Raw genomic sequence first — 18,342 nt, forward strand, 5'->3', positions numbered from 1 at the left:
TTTGCTAAAGTCTCCTCTTAAAATATTACAGCAGTATTGGAAACACGATAGCTTTAAGCCATTACAAGAAGAGATTATAGCTTCGGTATTGGAAGGAGAAGATACTTTTGCATTGCTACCTACAGGTGGAGGAAAATCAATTTGTTTTCAGGTGCCTGCTCTAATAATGGAAGGTATCTGCATTGTTATTTCGCCATTAATTGCATTAATGCAAGATCAGGTATTACATCTTCAGCAAAAAAATATAAAAGCAATTGCTCTGCCTAGTGGTATTAAATATTCAGAATTAGATACTTTGCTTGATAATTGTATTTATGGCAATTATAAGTTCCTTTATCTTTCGCCAGAACGTCTTCAACAAGACATTGTGCAAGAGCGATTAAAGCAAATGAATATTAATCTTATTGCAGTAGACGAGGCTCATTGTATTTCACAATGGGGAAATGATTTTAGGCCATCTTACAAAAAAATAGAAGTACTAAGAAAAATACATCCTTCTGTACCTGTAATTGCATTAACCGCTTCTGCCACCAAAGAAGTAGTAGATGATATTGTAGTAGAACTGGATCTTTTTCAACCCAAAATATTTAAGCAATCATTTTTTAGGCCTAATCTGGGATACAGGGTAGAAAATGTAATCGATAAAAATTATAAACTCACTCAGATTTTAGATAAATACCCGGGAACATCGATCGTTTATGTACGAAATAGAAAATCTGCGGTTGAATTAAGTGATTTTCTTAATGCAAGTGGATATTTGGCAACATATTATCATGGTGGTGTGGATGCACAAGAAAAAACTAAACGATTTAACCAATGGTTAAAAGAAGAAATTAGAGTAATGGTTGCCACAAACGCCTTTGGAATGGGAATTGATAAACCCAATGTGCGGACAGTGATTCATTATACAACCCCAGAAAGTATAGAAAGTTATTTTCAGGAAGCAGGAAGAGCGGGTCGTGACGGCAAGCAATCTTTTGCCTATCTTTTAAAAAACACAAATGATAATCAAAGATTACACAATCAATTTATAAAAGTATTACCCGATGTAGATGAAGTAAAACTAGTGTATCGAAGACTGTGTAATTATTTTCAAATATCATATGGTGAAGGTGAGCAAACTGTTCATAATTTTGAATTCAATACGTTTTGTAAAACTTATGAGTTAAATACGCTTATTGCCTACAATACGCTGCAATTTTTGGACCGCTGCGGTGTAATTAGGTTTACACAACGATTTACCAAAAAAAGTAGTGTTTATATTCTTACAACAGGAAATCATCTTTTAGAATTTCTAGAAAATAATATAGAATATCAACTAATTACCAAAGCTATTCTTAGAACTTACGGCGGTATCTTTGATGAAAAGGTAACAATTAACCTGCCTTTGATTGCTTCAAAAGTAGGGAAACCCGAAGCAGAAATAGTTAATGTATTAAATAAACTACAAGAAGCCGAATTACTGGAGTTTATATACAAAATTTCTGATGCAGAAATTATCTTCTTATTACCACGGGAAGATGACCATACAATCAATCGCATTAAACACCATCTAATAAAACAAAATACTTCAAAAATAAAGAAGGTAGAATCGATATTAAGATTTACAGGAAATAATACTGAATGTAAAAGCAGGCAACTACTTCATTATTTTGGAGAAAAAGATACTACAGATTGTGGTATCTGTAGTTTTTGTATCACTAAAAAGAGTAATTCTACTTCAGCAGATCTCTATAAAATACAAGAAGATATTATAAGGCTTTTAGAAAGAAAAAACTTATCTTCAAGAGATTTACTGACACAGTTAGCATATCCCGAAAAATTAGCATTACAAGTATTGCGGGAAATGAACGAGCACCAAATTATAAGGATCAATCACGATAACCACTATCAATTAGTACAAAAATAATGAGAGACTTACGAATCCTGTTTATGGGGACACCGGATTTTGCCGTTGAGACCTTAAAAACAATAATAGAAAACAAGTATACTGTAGTTGGTGTTATTACTGCACCCGATAAACCGGCGGGAAGAGGTAGAAAACTTAAAGCATCTGCTGTTAAAGAATATGCGTTATCCAAAAATCTAAATGTTCTTCAGCCAACAAACCTAAAAGATGAGCATTTTATTGAAGAGTTAAAAGCTTTGGATGCTAATCTTAATATCGTCGTTGCATTTAGAATGCTTCCGGAAATAGTTTGGAGTATGCCCGAATATGGAACTTTTAATTTACACGCATCTCTTCTTCCTGATTATAGAGGTGCAGCACCAATTAACTGGGCTGTTATTAATGGAGAGCAAAAAACAGGAATTACTACTTTTTTTATTGATGAAAAAATAGATACCGGTCATCTTATTTTTCAGAAAGAAGTTGAAATAAAAAATGCTGATACTGCAGGAGTACTACATGATAAATTAATGGAGAAAGGTGCTGATCTGGTATTAGAGACTATACAAGCAATAGAAAATGATTCGGTAACGGTAAGCCCGCAACCAAAAGACAGTGCTTTTAAAACAGCATATAAATTAAATCGAGAGAACACCAGAATTAATTGGGAAGAGGATATATATACTATTCATAATCTGATTAGAGGACTAAGCCCCTATCCTGCTGCCTGGTGTGAATTGTACAATAAAGGAGTGTCTGAAAAAATAAAAATATACAATGCTCAACCTATTGAAGAAGCTCATACATATGATATAGGTAAAATTATTATTGAAGATTCGACAATCAAGATTGCAGTAAAAAAAGGATACATTATATTGAAAAAACTTCAACTCCCTGGTAAAAAAGCAATGGAGTCAAAAGCATTATTGAATGGTTATGTTTTTTATAGAGATGCAAAAATGTGTTAACCCCTATGTAATATAGGGTTTAAAAATCTATCTAAAACAACATTGGTTATTAACAATCGCATTGAGTTATCAACAAATCCCTGTATTTACTGGGCCAATCCTTGCATGAATCATAAATCCGTATAAATTTGTAAAGCGTTTAACATAAAAGATTGGTTTAACCAACAATTAATTTAAAAACAGAATTATGAACAAAACAGAATTAATCGATGCAATGGCAGCTGACGCTGGAATTACTAAAGCAGCGGCTAAAAAAGCCTTAGAATCTTTCTTAGGAAACGTTGAAGGTACTCTTAAAAAAGGAGGACGTGTTTCTTTAGTAGGGTTTGGATCTTGGTCAGTTTCTAGAAGAGCTGCAAGAGAAGGTAGAAATCCACAAACTGGTAAGACTATTAAAATCGCTGCTAAAAACGTTGTTAAGTTTAAGGCTGGTGCTGATTTATCAAGTTCGGTAAACTAATCAGTTCGTTTTCGATATTATTTAAAAGCTCCCAAATTTGGGAGTTTTTTTTATGATTTTTCGGCAAAAAACTCCTAACTACTTTGATTATTAGAAATAATTATTTAGATTTAAGATAAGTTAAATTGTTAGTATGATATCACTACAACCTTCAAAAGGACATTTATTAATCGCTGAGCCGTCTATTATAGGAGATGTGTCTTTTAACCGTTCGGTGGTCCTTTTGGCTGATCATAGTGAACAAGGGTCTATTGGCTTTATAATGAACAAACCACTTGAGTATTTTCTTGCTGATCTGGTTCCAGAAATTGAAATAGAATTTAAGATTTATAATGGTGGACCAGTTGAACAAGATAACCTGTACTTTATACATAAAGTACCTGATTTAATTCCTAACAGTGTAGAAATATCTGGCGGTATTTATTGGGGAGGAGATTTCTCTATTGTCTCCCAGCTTATTGTTGAAGATAAAATCACTCCAAATGAAATCAGGTTTTTCTTAGGATATTCTGGTTGGGATTCTAAGCAACTTAATCAAGAACTTGAAGCCAACTCATGGGTAATTGTAGAAAACAATTACAAAAAGAATATTTTCGGAAAGTCATGTGATACTTTTTGGAAAGAAAAAATGATAGAACTAGGAGGAGAATATGTCCTTTGGTCTAATGCTCCAGAGAATCCCACATACAATTAATCCCCTAATCTTATTCTGGTATTTAATATTCCTAATAATCTCTTACTTGTTTTAGAAGTATACTCCTTTTTCCTAAACTTGGTAATTGGTAAAATTCCTGTAATTACATTAGTAATAAATAATTCATCTGCTTTTTGTAACTCAAAAGGAGAAATAGAAGCTTCTTCTATTTGATATTCTGGTAATTTCTCAAGAATTCTTATCAACTGAGTTCTTAGTATCCCTTTTAGACACCCATCTACTATTGGAGGTGTCTTTATTGTATTGCCTTTTACAAGAAATAAGTTTCCATTTAAAGCTTCAATAATCATTTTATCAGAGTTGATTAACAAACAATTATCAAAGCCATTTTCTTTAGCAAAAATTCCACCAACAACATTAACCAGTTTATTCGTTGATTTTAAAGTAGATAGGATATCTTTATTGACATAATGATCTTTAAAAAGAGTAACTTCATACTTCTGATCAGGAATCGTATAAAAACTGGATTCTAACTTAGAAACCAATATAGTATATTCGATATCGTTAGAAGTGGGCGTATATAGCCCACCAGACACTCTATTTACCATTAATTTTATCCTTACCGAAGAATTTGTTAACCCATTCGCAGTGACAAGATCAATGATTTCTTTTTCTAAGAACTCTGGAGTAAATGACATAGGAATTTGCATTCTAAGAATACGCATTGAAGCCATTAATCGAAAATAATGATCTTCCCAAAATAGAATAGATCCAGAATTAACTCTGATCGTTTCAAATAAAGCGTCTCCATATGCATATCCTCTATTATCAATAGCCAATACTGCTTTATGATCTTCTAGTAAATTTCCGTTGATATTAACCATAAAAAATTCCCATAAATTTTAATGTTTATGGGGTATAGATTTTTATTATAAAAAGAAGAATTATGCTGAGCCTAATACCTGTTTTAGATTCCCTATCATATTATCCCATAACATTTTATTTTCGTCCATTTCATCATCTTCAGAGTAATCAGTAACCATAAGAGAAACGTCTTTGGTTATTTCATCAACCTGAATACGCATTTCAAAGAAATAATCATTTCCATCATTTTCATCTTCTACCCATCTAAATTTTATTCGCTCACCACTTTTTTTGCTTAAAAGTTTTGCTTCCTCTTCAGAATCATCCCAGATAAATGTAAATAACTCCCCTCTTGAGTTTACATTATCAGAAAACCACTCTGAGAGACCAGAAGGAGTAGATATATATTGATATAATAGTTGCGGCGACGACTGTACCACAAATTCAAGTTCATATTTTATTTTTTCAGACATATCATTAATTGTTGGTAAGCCAATATATAGATTAATTATCGACTTTAAAAGTACATTGAAAAAAAAATTAATTATGCATTATTGTTTGCGTCAATCCATTTTGTTTTTATATTTGCACCCTCCTTAGGAGTACTACAAAAAGTGTTCTATAAAAATAAGCTGTTTTAAATGGTTTTTTTATACTAAAATAAGGAATATGGCGAGGTAGCTCAGTTGGTTAGAGCATCGGATTCATAACCCGGAGGTCGGGGGATCGTGCCCCCCTCTCGCTACAAGAATTAAATAAAAAAAAGCTGACTTATATAAGTCAGCTTTTTTTTATTTAATTCAGAAAATGTATTTTTATGTTGTGGGGATATTTACCGATCATAATGCAGATATTGTTCAGATCATAAGCCTTCCTTTGGAACTTATTGGGTTTGCTCTGGCATTTATTGAAGTGCGTAAGCCATCCCTAGCAGACCGTATTGAGAAAGGGATCGATATTTTAATTGATCGATTATTCAACATCATTAAAAAGCGTAGCCCCAAAGATGGTACATCGTTGCCTCTTGCTGTTTTAATGCATCTTTCTATTACGATAGCATTTTTAGGATGTTTTTGGGTTTGCTGGAAGTATGTGCCCATCCTATATGAACGTCCTAAAGATAATTTCTTTAATTACTTTGACTATTTTGCTTGGTTTGTTGGATGGTTGGGCATCGTGTTTTCGAGTATAGGTGTTTTAATGTTTGCTGCTTTTATAGTGATAACAATTCTATTGATTATTTTAAAAATCATTACCCGTATTTTGAATTATTTGGATCGATATGCTCATGGCAGAGCTTTGGGAGCATTCGGTTTAATATTAGCTTTGTTCGGGGTTATCGGTGAAATCTTTCAGGTTACTGTGATGATAGTTAGTTGATAGCATATACGGTAACTAATTTCTTCTTCTTGTCAATCTAATTTTTATTTACTCATTTCAGAAAACACATCCCATTAATAATTAATGTTTTTCTCTAAAAGATTTTGGAGAAATTGATACATATTTCTTGAAAAACTTCCAGAAATAGGCAGAATCTTCGAAGTGTAACTCAAAAGCAATCTCGGATATACTTTGTTTACTAAAAATCAGAAGCCGCTTAGCCTCTAAAACAACGCGTTCTCTAATCAATTCTCCTGCTGTTTTTCCTGTTGATTTCTTTACTATATCGTTTAGATAGGTTGGTGTAATATGTAATAATGAGGCATAATAGCTAACGCTTCTTTCTTTTTTATACTCTTGTTCGATTAACTTCTTAAAAGACTTCACAATCATATTACCCGATGTACCATCTCCAAAACTCTGATCATTATGCATCTGTCGATGGATTTGGATCATCAAAATATTAAGATGATTTTTAATGATCTGATCTTTCTCAACATAATCATTAGTATATTCTTTCCATAGATCTGAAATGCTATTGCTAATCGTTTTTTCCCTCTCATCGGTTCGCACGACTAAAGATGTATTATGTATTGTCCTATTTATAATTTCAAAACTGGTATTCGCTCTGGTATGTGATAACAAAACATCTGGAGAGAAATGCAATACAAACCCTTTAAAATCATTAGAATTTTCGCATGCATGAACTACCCCAGGATGAATATAAAATAGTGTTCCTTTCTCCATTTTATACATTTTTTCATCTATCAAAATGCTTCCACACCCATGGGTTACCCAAATGATCTGAAAGAGATTAAAATGTCGATGAGGATGATGCGCTGTAGTATTAAGATCATTAGATAATTCTTCCAGGCGTCTCATATTAAAAAATGAGGCAACCTCACCTTCTTTACTACCATACAAATGATAATTTGGTATCTTATCCATTGCTTTTACAGATATCATATATCTTGATTCATTGCTTTATATTCTCATCAATATAAACATAAAATCATAAACTTAAATTTCTTCACCTATACTATTAAAAGTCTTTTTAAAATTAAAAGCATCAGAAGTCGGTCCATATTCTTCAAGATATTTCAATTTAGACAACGCTTCTTCTGTTGTTGGTACATGATCGCGATCTACCCACCATAGCACCATATGAGGGCTTTTCATTCTTTCAAACCATTTTCTACCATCCCTCACAAAATAGCTATGTACAGTACCATAGGCAAAGTTTTTAAGAGATTTAAGATCTTCCCAAACAGACATATTAATAAGCATCATATCATCTTCTAAAGGGGATTCTATATTTGCGGCAGAACTGCCATCATCATCTTTTAATCTCCATACAAACCCTGGGCTTTCATCGGCCAGCTTATTAATTGGCTCTAAAAAATCAACAAATTCTTTTAGCAGAGGTGAATCCAGCGGAGCTTTCATTTTGGCAATATTAATTTCTGCAATGTACTTTTTACTCATAATTTTAATTTTTCACTGCATTGTTACAGTTTCAATATTCAAAATTAGAGATAGACAGTTTATATATTTATATAAGGATCACGGTTGTTTCTGTACTTTTCACAGAATTCTATCTTTGAGTTATAAAAATGAGAACCAAATATCAGCATAAACTAGTTTTCTTCTTTTAATAGTTTATGAAATACATCTGCCAATCGTATTTCGATAAATTTCACAATATCCTTTTCTGATTTATCATTTTGATACATAGAGAAAACTTTTGATGCATTACGCCTTTTTAATGTTTTTATATCTCCTTCTGGATATTCAATATCTCCTGGTTTCAAATTCCATTTTAATAAAGATTGTAAAAGTTCGGTATGTGATTTATATCGTTTCTCTAATACCTTCTGTCTATCCAGATCTTCCTGGTTTTTTTCTTCTGCACTATTGATCCTTCCACTTAGTACTGTAAACTCATCCCGTATCTGGCGGTCAATCTCCTGTGCTTCCCCAACTAGTTTTAAATAGGATTCATATATTTTTTCATTGTAAAACTCTGCAAAGTCAAAATAAAGATTCATTGCTTTAAGGTAACTTAGGGCGACCTCCTTGTATACTCTTTTATCCTTCTGTTCGGTTTCTACAAGTTGTTCTCCAAGATCACTTAACTTACCTCTTTTGTCTTTGATAAGATGAGCAAAACCTTCTTTCTCTGGTAGTGCTAATAACTCTGGAGTGATATCTGTAGGGAGTCCTTCATAACGATATTTTCTATACTGAATTTTAATAGAGTCATTGACTTCTTTCGGCTTTTTAGGTTTCTTATTGAAATTGATTTTGGGTTTCTTAAGTCCAAATGCATAGTTATAACTAAAAGTAGCTGTAAATTCACTTAAACCACCTGTATTGCCACCATTTCTAAATAATTGTACAGCATTAAGATTGAAATTGTGTCTTTCTTTTAAAGTATAGGTCAACGCCCCTCGTAGGTTCGTAACATTTGTTTTAGATGTGAGACTACTAGAACTATTATATCCAGCAGAAAGTCGGGTGTTCAATGTTTTTTTAAAATATCGCTTACCGACACTTACCGTAGGACCCCAGGTCGTTGCTTCTTCTCTTCCAATTGTATTATAAGTCCCATTAATTGATGTGCTTATATTTAGGCTTCTTTCTGAAAAATCTATGGTATGACCAAGGTTCATATTATGAAAAGTAGAAGCATCTCCCAATCTAACCACACCGCCTTGTTCATTTGAGACATCATTGAGTGCATAATTCATCGTTAGATTCTGGCGAGAGGTCTTTTTTCCTGAAAGCACATAGTTAATCGTTAAAGTAGCTGTTTGCGATAATTGCTTGTAATCCAGTTCCTCTATCTGTTCATCTAAAAGATCGGCATCATTAATCTCATCAAACTGATTAGGCTTGATATTAGTAAACGTACTAAAGTTAGAGTACATACCAGAAATATTCAACCTATCTGATACAGAAAGAGTTGCATTTAATGATCCGACCGTACGGTTGGTGTTATTGGCTTTTAAGTTATCCAGATCATCTCTTTGATACCCAATATTAAGAACTAAGCTTAATTTGTCCTTAAAAAACGTATTAGAAGCATCTAAGGTTATGTTTTCAAAATCATTATTGAAATAATACGCTCCAAGGGTTTCATAACCAGGTTCAATACGTTCGTATCCCAAACCAAGGTTTACTCGTCCTACGCCATAACCTAAACGTGTTTTGATAGCTGTATAATATTCTGTAGAAGCTCGATTATTAAAAAAATTAGCTATCGGAGAGATATCCGAATTATCAGCCTCTTCGGCTCGGGTATCTTTGGTAATCGCTGTAGAGGCATATTCGGCCTGAAGGCTAAAACTTTTACCTAATTTAACTTCTCCTTCTATACTTACTACCAGGTTTTCCTGGGGTAATACACCTTTGGCTTCGGGGATAGAATCAATAGAAGTTGGGTTATCCTTGGCATAAAAACCAATAACACCTATTCTATAACGCTCTTTTTCAAAACTCGTTTTTAGTCCATATCCCATACGACTGTATGAAGGGATAGTTCTTGCATCTTCATTATCCTCTACTGCTTTTAGCAAACGACCACCCATAGCACTTATTTTTAAAGCTCCCGGAGGAGTAAGGTCTATGCCTCCACCCGTAAACTGATGACCACTTAAAGTATAGGGAGAAAAGGTCATACTTATATTACCGATATGTCCAGTAACCCATTTATATTTGGGATGTAAACTAATACGGTTAAAATCAAAGGGAAGCTGATATCCCAGATTCTCTCCCTGATTCGAAAAACTATAGGATATTGGTAATGAAAAGCTATAAATATTAATGTTAAGCGCTCCTTGCAAAAAATAGGTAAAGGGTTCTCTGTTATTATTTTGATTAGAGCTATAATACACACCGCTGGCAGAGACCTGACCACTAACTTTTAAAGGTTTACTTTGAGTAATTGTTTCATAATCGAGTGTTTGTGCAATAGAGAAAAAAGGAAATACCAAAAACACTAATAATAGCTTATTCAAAAACTTTATTTTAGTTGGTATACTCAAAAATGATTTTATATTAAATTTCCCCACAATTCTCTTATAACATGAATAAGATTATTTTTCTCTCCTTTTTAAGTACACTATTTTATATTTTATTCATCTGTCAAAAACCAGAATTTGATCCATACTACTTGACTTCTATTTGGTTTTGATTGTAGTCTTAGGTCGAATTATCACACTACAATATTACTCCTAAAAAAAGAAAAATAGTTCACGGTTTTCAGGGATTTACGTTTTTACCTCGTCTAAGAATCAGCATATTGGTTTCCAAATAATTTTCTCCTTTTCTATATCAGATGGCATTGGCACATCATATTTCGATTTTGTTCTTACTTCCCAAACTTTTTCTATTTCAGAGAGTTTAATTTCACCAGAATAATATTCCATTCCTTTAGAATCTATAAGCTTTACAAACGGTAACTCTTTACCAATTTTTTTATCATAAGTTTTTAAGCTAATACTTCTTATATCCTCGAAATAATGATAAGCCTCAAATACAATTCCTCTATAAAGAGCTTTGGTTATAATCCCGAACGCATTCTTTAATACGTCCTTTTTGATAATTTTTATAAATCCCCCATGAATACTTTTCTCAAATTCATCAATTGGGCATTCTTTTTCATTTTCATAGATTAATATGAAATGAGTAAAAGGAATTGGAGCTTCATGTCTTACTTCATGAAACCTTATTTCATGTCCATGATAATTTGTATATTCTCCGTGTCTTATTATCATTCTACAGAAACAAACTTGTTTTTATCTTTATCAAATTTTGCTATTAATTTCTCAGAACCATCTGACATTAATATAAGCATAGGGTCGCCATGTTGAGGTGTGTAACGCGGAGACTCCAATTCGGGAACTCCTAGCCTACCATGGTTTCCAGATGTAAACCCGTTCCCTGTGTATGGATAAGGTAATCCCGATCCTTGAGGTATCGTCAAATTTGGGTTTTTAACTTTGTATCTAATTATACCGCAACTACCGTCAGACAACTTAAAAACTGGACCTTTTTCACTCTCATAATCAAGTCTCATTCCATAGAAAACATCCTCATACGTTTTTAAGTGTTTCGCATCTTTTGCAGCCGTAATAAATCCACCAACTGTATTATAAGTTCCATCCAAATATTTTTCTATATCAGATTTGGAGATCACTTTTTGAAGTATTGTATTCCCATCTGGTATGGGAATCGAATTCCTAATAGCACTTATTATAGCTTTATCATCTTGTTTTAGTTGATGATATTTCATTTTCTGGTAGATTTTCTTAAAATTTTCTACACTTATTCCATGCTTACCAACAATTGAAGCTACATTATCAGAAAAGCCATTAATTGAATTAATAGTAGATCTGCCATATTTCGCATTATCCATTTTCTTAAACCCAATCTCTTTTCCTTTTCTTAAAATTACATGCTCTTTATATTTGCCTGCAACTTCTGCTCCATCTGCTTCATCCAGGAATTTTTTCTTGATTAGGTTTCCTTCCGTATCTATACGCGCTATTTCTGTATTTTCGCTATCTACTACTTTTACTTCTCCCTTTTTAATGCCAGAAAACTTAATTGGTAACTCTAATTTAGAATCAAATATCTTATCTGCTTCTTCGAGCCCATCAATTAATTTTTGTTTATTAGCAGTAGATCCTTCTATCATAAGAGCCTTTAACCCTTCAAATGATTCTTTTTTATTATAAACAAAGCGACTATGCGTCTTGACGAGAATCTCTAAGTTTTTACCATCGTTTGCAAAACGTATATTTCTAAAAGGTTCTAATATTTCCCATGATTTCTCAAGACTGGCCTTTTTAGCCAGTGATGCATTGTCATACAGTCGTTTAATATTTTGATGTTTATTCTCGGGTAAATCAGATAAAACAGTTTTAAGCTTAGGAATTCTAGTACCTTCTGCAACCTCAAGTCCTTCAACTAATCTCTTCTTTTCTACTGGCTTATCTTGAAGAAATTTTGGATCACTTTTTATTTTACCTAATAAAACACTTGTTTGCTGCTTTAGTTTTGATCCCAGGTCTTTTGCTTTTATTCCTTGTTGAATAAAGCCTAAATATAATTTTATCGCTTTACATGTTTCATCCGTATCGCATTTTTCCGAATGTTTTAGCAAAACATCAATCGTAGATAATCCCAGTTTTACATTCTCAAAATCATAAAGTATCGTTCTTAGTGTGCCATTATTATAAATCTTCTTAAGTACACTTAAATCTACAGTATCACCAAGCTCACTAATAATTTGCTTTAGTCCTTTAAGGATTGTTGCTCTATCTGCTCCATCTTTGATTAGCTTAGGGTTTTCTACTATTTTCTTTTCTAGTTTACGGGATAACTCAGCTATTTGGGTACTTCTCGTTGCTAAATCGCCTAATCCGGTTCCTAATCCTAATACATCACCAAGAGCCCCCAACATCTCACAATATGTCATTTCTTTTTTCTCTCCCGGCTGATTGACTGTAGTTGGGTTGGGTTTAGGACAAGCATCAGAATATTTAAGTATTAGATTGGTTGTACTTAATATGGCTTCTACTCCTTTTAATCCATCCAAAAGGTTTTTAAGCTTACCAAGATCTTTAAGATGTCTTAGCTTCGCAATATTACCAATACCAGAAGCTGTTAATGCTATTTCAAAAGCGAGGTTTGCTCCTTGATCAATGTTATTAGTACTATAGTTTTCATCAATCGCTTTAAGTATAAACATTGGTACTGCTACCGATTTAATATTAAAACCAGGTTTTGCTATTTTATCATATTTTATCAATCGTATAGGAGTATATATATGATGCGTTCCTATATGAACAATTTTAGGCTTATCTCTTGGATCACCACTATAATATGGTCCATAGACCTCTTTAGTTAATTTAACCGAGTTTTTTTCTACAAAATCAACATCATAGGGACTGCTGAAAAACACCCCTACTTTATCACTTGTATATGGTATATCATGTACAGGTTGCGAAGTAAATTCTGATTTTTTCCATATGTTATAAAAAACATTAATCAGCTTTGTGAAATTATCTTCTCCACCCCAGTTATCGAGTTTACTATACAATTTTCTAAATACATTCTCTTTATCAAACTCTTGGGTATCTATATTTTTAAGAAAGGTAGTTTCATCTCCTTCACCAAGAGCTTCTATAATATTGATTACAGCATCCTCTTCAGAAACTCCTTTATCATTAACCGAACAACTTAACAGTATTTTTAATGCTACCCATAACTTATCTTTATCAAGAGATGTAACATCGTGTTTATAGGACAAATAAGTCGTTGGTATTTCAGAAAAAAACGTATCTATTTTATTGCAATCGGTATTTTCAGAAATTCCGCTAGAAGGAAAATATTCTTCAATGAGATAATCTATTATTTGTATAGAATACTTTGATTCATAAGGTAAGGAGTGGCTTTTTTCTCTTTCAATTTTTAAGGCATTGCAAAAATTTTCTACCTCATCGTGATGTTCAAACTTAAAAATATGATCCTCTTCTTTTGTCTTTAAGTTTAATTCATAACGCACCCCTCCTGTAATGTTCTTTTTTATTTCAAAACCTACATTTATATCATTTTCTATTTGGGATTTATCTTTTGGAAATAAGTATTCTTTTAGCTTTTTTAACTCTACCGGATCAACTACAGCTGTAGGTCTATATGTGGGAATAATCGTAAAAATTTCTACATTTTTATACTGTAGACTATTACGTTCGCTTTTTCTATTTTTACTATCCAATTCTTTAACATACTTTGGAATCGAAGTAGAAGTTCCTTCAAATTGTCCCTTATCTATTGATACATTTAGATCATGACCTTTCCAAGTTCCTTTGAAGGTTCCGGTTTTTCCAAAAACAGATGTATCTATATTTAGGTAATCTCCATCCGAATTCATATACGCATATCGTATAATTTGGAATATCTTATTTACATATTCATCATCCGAAAAAAATAACTCGCCCTCGTCATCATCCTGAAATGGATATAATTTAAAATCAGGATTATGAATTTGTACCCAATCCAAATGTGATAATTCTACTCCATGACCATAGTCCATAAGCCAATTGGTAGCTTCTTTTGATGTATTCAGCTCTGTAAACGGGTGTTCTAATCCAAAAACACCATGGCCAAGTTCATGAGAAATTGTTCCCGCCAAATTATCTTTACCTTCCTCTTCTTTTGAAAGATTACCATTAAATATAAATCCAAATTGTCGTTTAATCGGCATAAAACCAGCAACGTCACTTCTGCTAGGTTGTATATTGCTGCCAAACACAAAAAGATAATAGGATTTACGAGAAGTAGTTTTGCTTGATTTATACGCCTTAATAATAGCATTTTGATCTTCTGTATAGTTGGTAAAGAAACCACTATCTCCCATCTGTACTGTATCCCCTCCGTAAAGAGATTTATCTACCTTAAAATTACTAGCAATTGTAAAGTCAATATTAACCGATGCTTTACCAAAGATTGTATTGATTTTTGATGTAAGTTCTGACTCACTAGGCAATGACACTCCATCAACCGGTATAATAGTTACATTAATGTCTTTTTTGGATAAATGCCAAAGAGAAAATACGCCTGCTATAGTTTGTTGTTTTGTATCATCTTTTGACTGTATGGTAGCGTATATATTTTCATGCTCAAATACATAATATCCCTTAAGCTCTAACGTAATCTCATTACTTCCGGATACTTCATACTTAACATTTTCACCATTAGCTGTTTTAATAACAAGATCATTAATAGATAAATTACTATCGGTAATAGTTACTTTTCCTTTTACCTTATCTGAGGCTCCATTTCCTACTGCCTTATTGATAATAACATATGGCCTACCTTTTACATCCTTTATTTGATCATAATACTTTCCTAATTGTTTTTCCTGCCCATCTGGTATTGCATCAAACCCATAAGCATAACCGTTATCAGCTATAAACTCTACTTTGATACCCTCTGCAGAAAGTTGAGAAACATCCCCATTTTCATCAACTCCAGGAGTGTTTTCTGAATCAACACCTCCACCATCTGCCAATGGTTCTCCCTGTCTAATGTTACCATCTTCGTCAACATGGTATACATCCCCATTACTATCAATAATAACCACATCATCTCCACCAGGATACTTAGAAATTGCTCCTGTTACCGGATCTGTAACTGTTATGGTGCCATCATCATTTACCCGAATATCATTAATCGTTATATCATAATCAAGCTGTACAGCTTCTAGATCATTATCTCCTTCAAAGACCTCTGTCACATCATTACCAGACTCAATTCCTTCCCAGTTTTCATCATAGTCTGTTACTACAATCCCATCTAAAAGTTGGTAGTCTGTATTGATACTAATATTATCAAAACTCACTTTTAACTTGGTATCCTGTAAATACGGAACCACAATATATCCCCATCCCGAAAAAGAGCCATTATCTCCTTTGACTTCTTTTACCGTTACCGGAAAATCTCCCGCAGTAAATACTTCATTTGTAACCAATCTTTCTAAAGGGTCCTGGTTGGTAATAATAATCTCGGGAGTAATACCACAGTTATAAGTTGACTCTTTGTCATCTGCCAGTATGGTAGTAAACTCATAGATTTGAGAATAAGTAAACGGTTCATTATCCAGGCATTGTCCTCCAACTCTAAACTCATACGTCGTTCCCGGTTCTAGGTTATAAATAGTTGTATACTCATTAATAGTCCCTCCTTCAAACCAAATCGCATTTTCTGTATCCTTCTTACGGTATTGTACATTATATCTCAAGTGATCTACACCTTGCCATAAAATCTTTTCGCTGGTTGTATTCTTTGCCTCTGCCAATATATATTCTGGCTCAGCACATTTACCGGTATAGGTAAAGTAATAGATCTCACTATATCCGTCATTTTTAAACACAGAGGTTTCACTGATCCCGTCACTTATCATGGCTCGTACTCTCCATCCATATGTTTTATCTGGCAGTAAAGAAGTTTCTGCAGGTCCGTATAATAAAGTAGTAGCAAAAGTATTGGTTTGATACAATGGTCGACTAGCCAAAAATGCAGCTTGCGGATCCATTTGATTATCCCAAAGCTCAGCCAATGTAAACTCATATTCTACATTTGTAGCATTAAGATGCCTAGGAGTCCACTGAAAAATAATGTTTTGTGGATCTCGCATCAATACTTGTTCTCCTCGATTAGGTAGATTTAAAAATGGTGGATCATTAAGAACTAGATAAACTGTAGCACAGCTTTTCCGAGAAATCTGTTGTCCCGATTGCGCATCAAATACTTCAAAACAAAAACGATACAAGCCTTCTGGTAAAGGCACACTATATTGCTGCGGGTTAATTCCTCTTAAATTCTGAAGGGCAAAATAAGGTTGTAAATCTAAATTCGTTAATCGTAATGGTATCCCTCCATCCAGAAAAATCGGATTAGCTCCGATCACTACATCATTACTTTGGATAGACAAACCTGCATTATTTTCTACAAAGAATTTTAAACGCACTTGCCTATTCGATTCTGTTATATCGGTTAGTAGTAAATTAAGTATTAATTTATCTGATGAGGCTGTATTATACTCTGATAGTTTTAAACTATATGGGGGTACTATTTGAGGAGTAACATTTACCGGAAAAACCTGTGCTTGTAATGCACAAGAAAACAGGAACATCACTAGTAAAATATAATATCTGTGTTTTTTAAGCATAGCTGAATCCTTTATCCTATTTATTATACTTATACTCATTTTAATTACTCTTTTTGAACCTTAATATCCACCAGTATGTAAGAATTCTGTCCATCCTCTACAAAGTTCTTAATCTTAATAGCTCCTTTCTTCCCTTCCTTAGTTTGAAAAAGAACAATTCTTGGTACCGTCGTATTATCAAAATCTTGTAATCCTCCCGGAGTTTCAGTTATCACCAGGTTCTTTAACAATGTATCATCCTGCATAGTATCAAACTGTGATGGTGTTAATGAAGCAGAACAATTGCACAGTTCTTGAGAATTAATAAAAATGGTGTTTTTAGGCCCCTCTAATTCATCAAAAGTAGTTCCTGATAATTGATCAGGGCTCACAAATCGATTACGATTAAAAGTGTTACTTAAACCAAAGAAAACCAAATCAATATCTTGTTCAACACCGGGTGTTATCTCATTAGCTGTAAATAGTATACGCTTTGCTATGGTATAAAAACTCCCTCTTGTATTCGCAGTATGAGCTGTATTGATACCAAACCTTATATCATTTAATTCTCTAAGGTTTGTGTTTTTAAAAAATTCAATCTGTTTGGTGATAGTTTTTGTATCTTTTCCGTTAAGGGCTGTTAGTCTTATTGTTTGAATTCCTTCTTGAGTAAATGTTATCTCTGGATTTTCTACTACGGAAGAAGAAGAAACAGTTCCTTCAAAAGTCCATTGATATGAGGTAGCACTAATTGAATTATTCTGAAATTGTACACGAGCCGGTATTTGATAATCATCGTCATCAAAAGCTATCTGATACTCAAAGTCTGAAACTAAAAATGGAGCAACAGTAATCGTTTTTTGTAAATCATATGTTTCTCGCCCGTTACCAATTTCTAATCTAATCACATGATCTCCGGGTTCTGTGAATACTATTTCTCCCGGATTACGGTTGGTAGAGTTTGCCGGAGTTCCTCCTTCAAAAGTCCAGGAAAAGCTATCTGCTCCAGAAGAGTTATTTTGTATTGTATAACTAGCCGGAGAGAAATTATCTACGAGATTTGTGATTTCAAAATCAACAACCACCGGATCATCAATTTGTATTTCTAAAGTTTTTGTGCCCTGGGATCCATCTTGATTAGTTGCTGTAAGCTCAATAGTATACACTCCTTTTGCATCATACTGTATGACTCCCGGATTACGATTTACAGACCTAGAAGGCACTCCTCCTTCAAAAGTCCATTCATAATCTTCTCCTCCTTTTGTTCTATTAAAAAAAACAACCTGAACTGGTATTGAAAAATCATCATTAAAAACTTCAAATTCGAAATCAGCAATAACAGGTATTGCCTCTTCTTTGGCACAACCAAAAAGGCAAAATATAGATAATATGTATATTATTTTATTCATA

Annotated in this window: 13 protein-coding genes and 1 tRNA gene; 6 read left to right on the forward strand and 8 right to left on the reverse strand. The window is 33.2% G+C overall.

The features are described 5' to 3' along the window. Position 1 precedes the first annotated feature (1 nt). From DG435_RS04100 to DG435_RS04115, 4 genes are all read left to right on the forward strand, one after another. Entirely contained in the window at positions 2 to 1,909 is a 1,908-nt protein-coding gene (locus DG435_RS04100) for an ATP-dependent DNA helicase RecQ (protein WP_106792148.1), read from the forward strand. Beyond that, a complete protein-coding gene (gene fmt / locus DG435_RS04105; protein WP_106792147.1) occupies positions 1,909 to 2,856 on the forward strand; it encodes a methionyl-tRNA formyltransferase in 948 nt (315 codons plus the stop codon). The genes DG435_RS04100 and fmt overlap by 1 nt, the downstream gene beginning before the upstream one ends. Positions 2,857 to 3,043: 187 nt before the next feature. After that, positions 3,044 to 3,316 (forward strand): HU family DNA-binding protein, encoded by a 273-nt coding sequence (locus tag DG435_RS04110; protein ID WP_024769076.1) that lies wholly within the window; start codon positions 3,044 to 3,046, stop codon positions 3,314 to 3,316. Positions 3,317 to 3,449: 133 nt separating this feature from the next. Then, a complete protein-coding gene (locus tag DG435_RS04115) occupies positions 3,450 to 4,010 on the forward strand; it encodes a YqgE/AlgH family protein (protein ID WP_024769075.1) in 561 nt (186 codons plus the stop codon). On the opposite strand, the gene DG435_RS04120 is transcribed toward DG435_RS04115, so the two are convergent. Both DG435_RS04120 and DG435_RS04125 read right to left on the reverse strand, forming a co-directional pair. Further along, positions 4,007 to 4,855 (reverse strand): aminotransferase class IV, encoded by an 849-nt coding sequence (locus DG435_RS04120; RefSeq protein ID WP_106792146.1) that lies wholly within the window; start codon positions 4,853 to 4,855, stop codon positions 4,007 to 4,009. The two genes, DG435_RS04115 and DG435_RS04120, sit on opposite strands and share 4 nt — an antisense overlap. Positions 4,856 to 4,915: 60 nt before the next feature. After that, complete coding sequence (locus DG435_RS04125) at positions 4,916 to 5,308, reverse strand: START-like domain-containing protein (RefSeq protein ID WP_106792145.1); 393 nt, start codon at positions 5,306 to 5,308, stop codon at positions 4,916 to 4,918. 198 nt (positions 5,309 to 5,506) lie between these two features. On the opposite strand from DG435_RS04125, the gene DG435_RS04130 reads away from it, so the two are divergent. Both DG435_RS04130 and DG435_RS04135 read left to right on the forward strand, forming a co-directional pair. Beyond that, positions 5,507 to 5,580: transfer RNA gene (locus DG435_RS04130), tRNA-Met, on the forward strand. A gap of 62 nt (positions 5,581 to 5,642) precedes the next feature. Next, positions 5,643 to 6,215 carry a hypothetical protein gene (locus tag DG435_RS04135; RefSeq protein WP_106792144.1) on the forward strand — a complete coding sequence of 191 codons (573 nt, stop codon included), beginning with the start codon at positions 5,643 to 5,645 and terminating at the stop codon, positions 6,213 to 6,215. Between the two features lie 81 nt (positions 6,216 to 6,296). On the opposite strand, the gene DG435_RS04140 is transcribed toward DG435_RS04135, so the two are convergent. The 6 genes from DG435_RS04140 to DG435_RS04165 form a co-directional block, all read right to left on the reverse strand. Beyond that, the gene (locus tag DG435_RS04140; protein WP_106792143.1) at positions 6,297 to 7,181 is read right to left on the reverse strand and encodes an AraC family transcriptional regulator; all 885 of its coding nucleotides are present in this window, start codon (positions 7,179 to 7,181) and stop codon (positions 6,297 to 6,299) included. 54 nt (positions 7,182 to 7,235) lie between these two features. Then, complete coding sequence (locus tag DG435_RS04145) at positions 7,236 to 7,700, reverse strand: DUF3291 domain-containing protein (protein ID WP_106792142.1); 465 nt, start codon at positions 7,698 to 7,700, stop codon at positions 7,236 to 7,238. 152 nt (positions 7,701 to 7,852) lie between these two features. After that, on the reverse strand, positions 7,853 to 10,234 hold the full coding sequence (locus DG435_RS04150) for a hypothetical protein (protein WP_234387075.1): 2,382 nt from the start codon (positions 10,232 to 10,234) through the stop codon (positions 7,853 to 7,855). A 276-nt stretch (positions 10,235 to 10,510) separates the two neighbouring features. Continuing rightward, positions 10,511 to 10,993, reverse strand: coding sequence for a hypothetical protein (locus tag DG435_RS04155; protein ID WP_106792141.1), 483 nt, complete (start codon positions 10,991 to 10,993; stop codon positions 10,511 to 10,513). Continuing rightward, positions 10,990 to 16,992: a hypothetical protein gene (locus tag DG435_RS04160; RefSeq protein ID WP_159025529.1), complete on the reverse strand. Its 6,003-nt coding sequence runs from the start codon at positions 16,990 to 16,992 to the stop codon at positions 10,990 to 10,992. Before DG435_RS04160 ends, DG435_RS04155 begins: the two co-directional genes overlap by 4 nt. A 5-nt stretch (positions 16,993 to 16,997) precedes the next feature. After that, a complete protein-coding gene (locus tag DG435_RS04165; RefSeq protein WP_106792139.1) occupies positions 16,998 to 18,341 on the reverse strand; it encodes a PKD domain-containing protein in 1,344 nt (447 codons plus the stop codon). Position 18,342 lies beyond the last annotated feature (1 nt).

It is taken from the genome of Aquimarina sp. Aq78 (assembly GCF_900299525.1).
In the GTDB taxonomy this organism is placed as follows: Bacteria; Bacteroidota; Bacteroidia; order Flavobacteriales; family Flavobacteriaceae; genus Aquimarina.

Excerpts from the sequence above, each read along its gene's own strand:
- DG435_RS04125 (WP_106792145.1), bottom strand. The coding sequence starts at position 5,308 with ATGTCTGAAAAAATAAAATATGAACTTGAATTTGTGGTACAGTCGTCG.
- DG435_RS04145 (WP_106792142.1), bottom strand. The coding sequence starts at position 7,700 with ATGAGTAAAAAGTACATTGCAGAAATTAATATTGCCAAAATGAAAGCT.
- DG435_RS04165 (WP_106792139.1), bottom strand. The coding sequence starts at position 18,341 with ATGAATAAAATAATATACATATTATCTATATTTTGCCTTTTTGGTTGT.
- DG435_RS04110 (WP_024769076.1), top strand. The coding sequence starts at position 3,044 with ATGAACAAAACAGAATTAATCGATGCAATGGCAGCTGACGCTGGAATT.
- DG435_RS04155 (WP_106792141.1), bottom strand. The coding sequence starts at position 10,993 with ATGATAATAAGACACGGAGAATATACAAATTATCATGGACATGAAATA.
- DG435_RS04135 (WP_106792144.1), top strand. The coding sequence starts at position 5,643 with ATGTATTTTTATGTTGTGGGGATATTTACCGATCATAATGCAGATATT.
- DG435_RS04120 (WP_106792146.1), bottom strand. The coding sequence starts at position 4,855 with ATGGTTAATATCAACGGAAATTTACTAGAAGATCATAAAGCAGTATTG.
- DG435_RS04140 (WP_106792143.1), bottom strand. The coding sequence starts at position 7,181 with ATGATATCTGTAAAAGCAATGGATAAGATACCAAATTATCATTTGTAT.
- DG435_RS04115 (WP_024769075.1), top strand. The coding sequence starts at position 3,450 with ATGATATCACTACAACCTTCAAAAGGACATTTATTAATCGCTGAGCCG.
- DG435_RS04160 (WP_159025529.1), bottom strand. The coding sequence starts at position 16,992 with ATGAGTATAAGTATAATAAATAGGATAAAGGATTCAGCTATGCTTAAA.
- fmt (WP_106792147.1), top strand. The coding sequence starts at position 1,909 with ATGAGAGACTTACGAATCCTGTTTATGGGGACACCGGATTTTGCCGTT.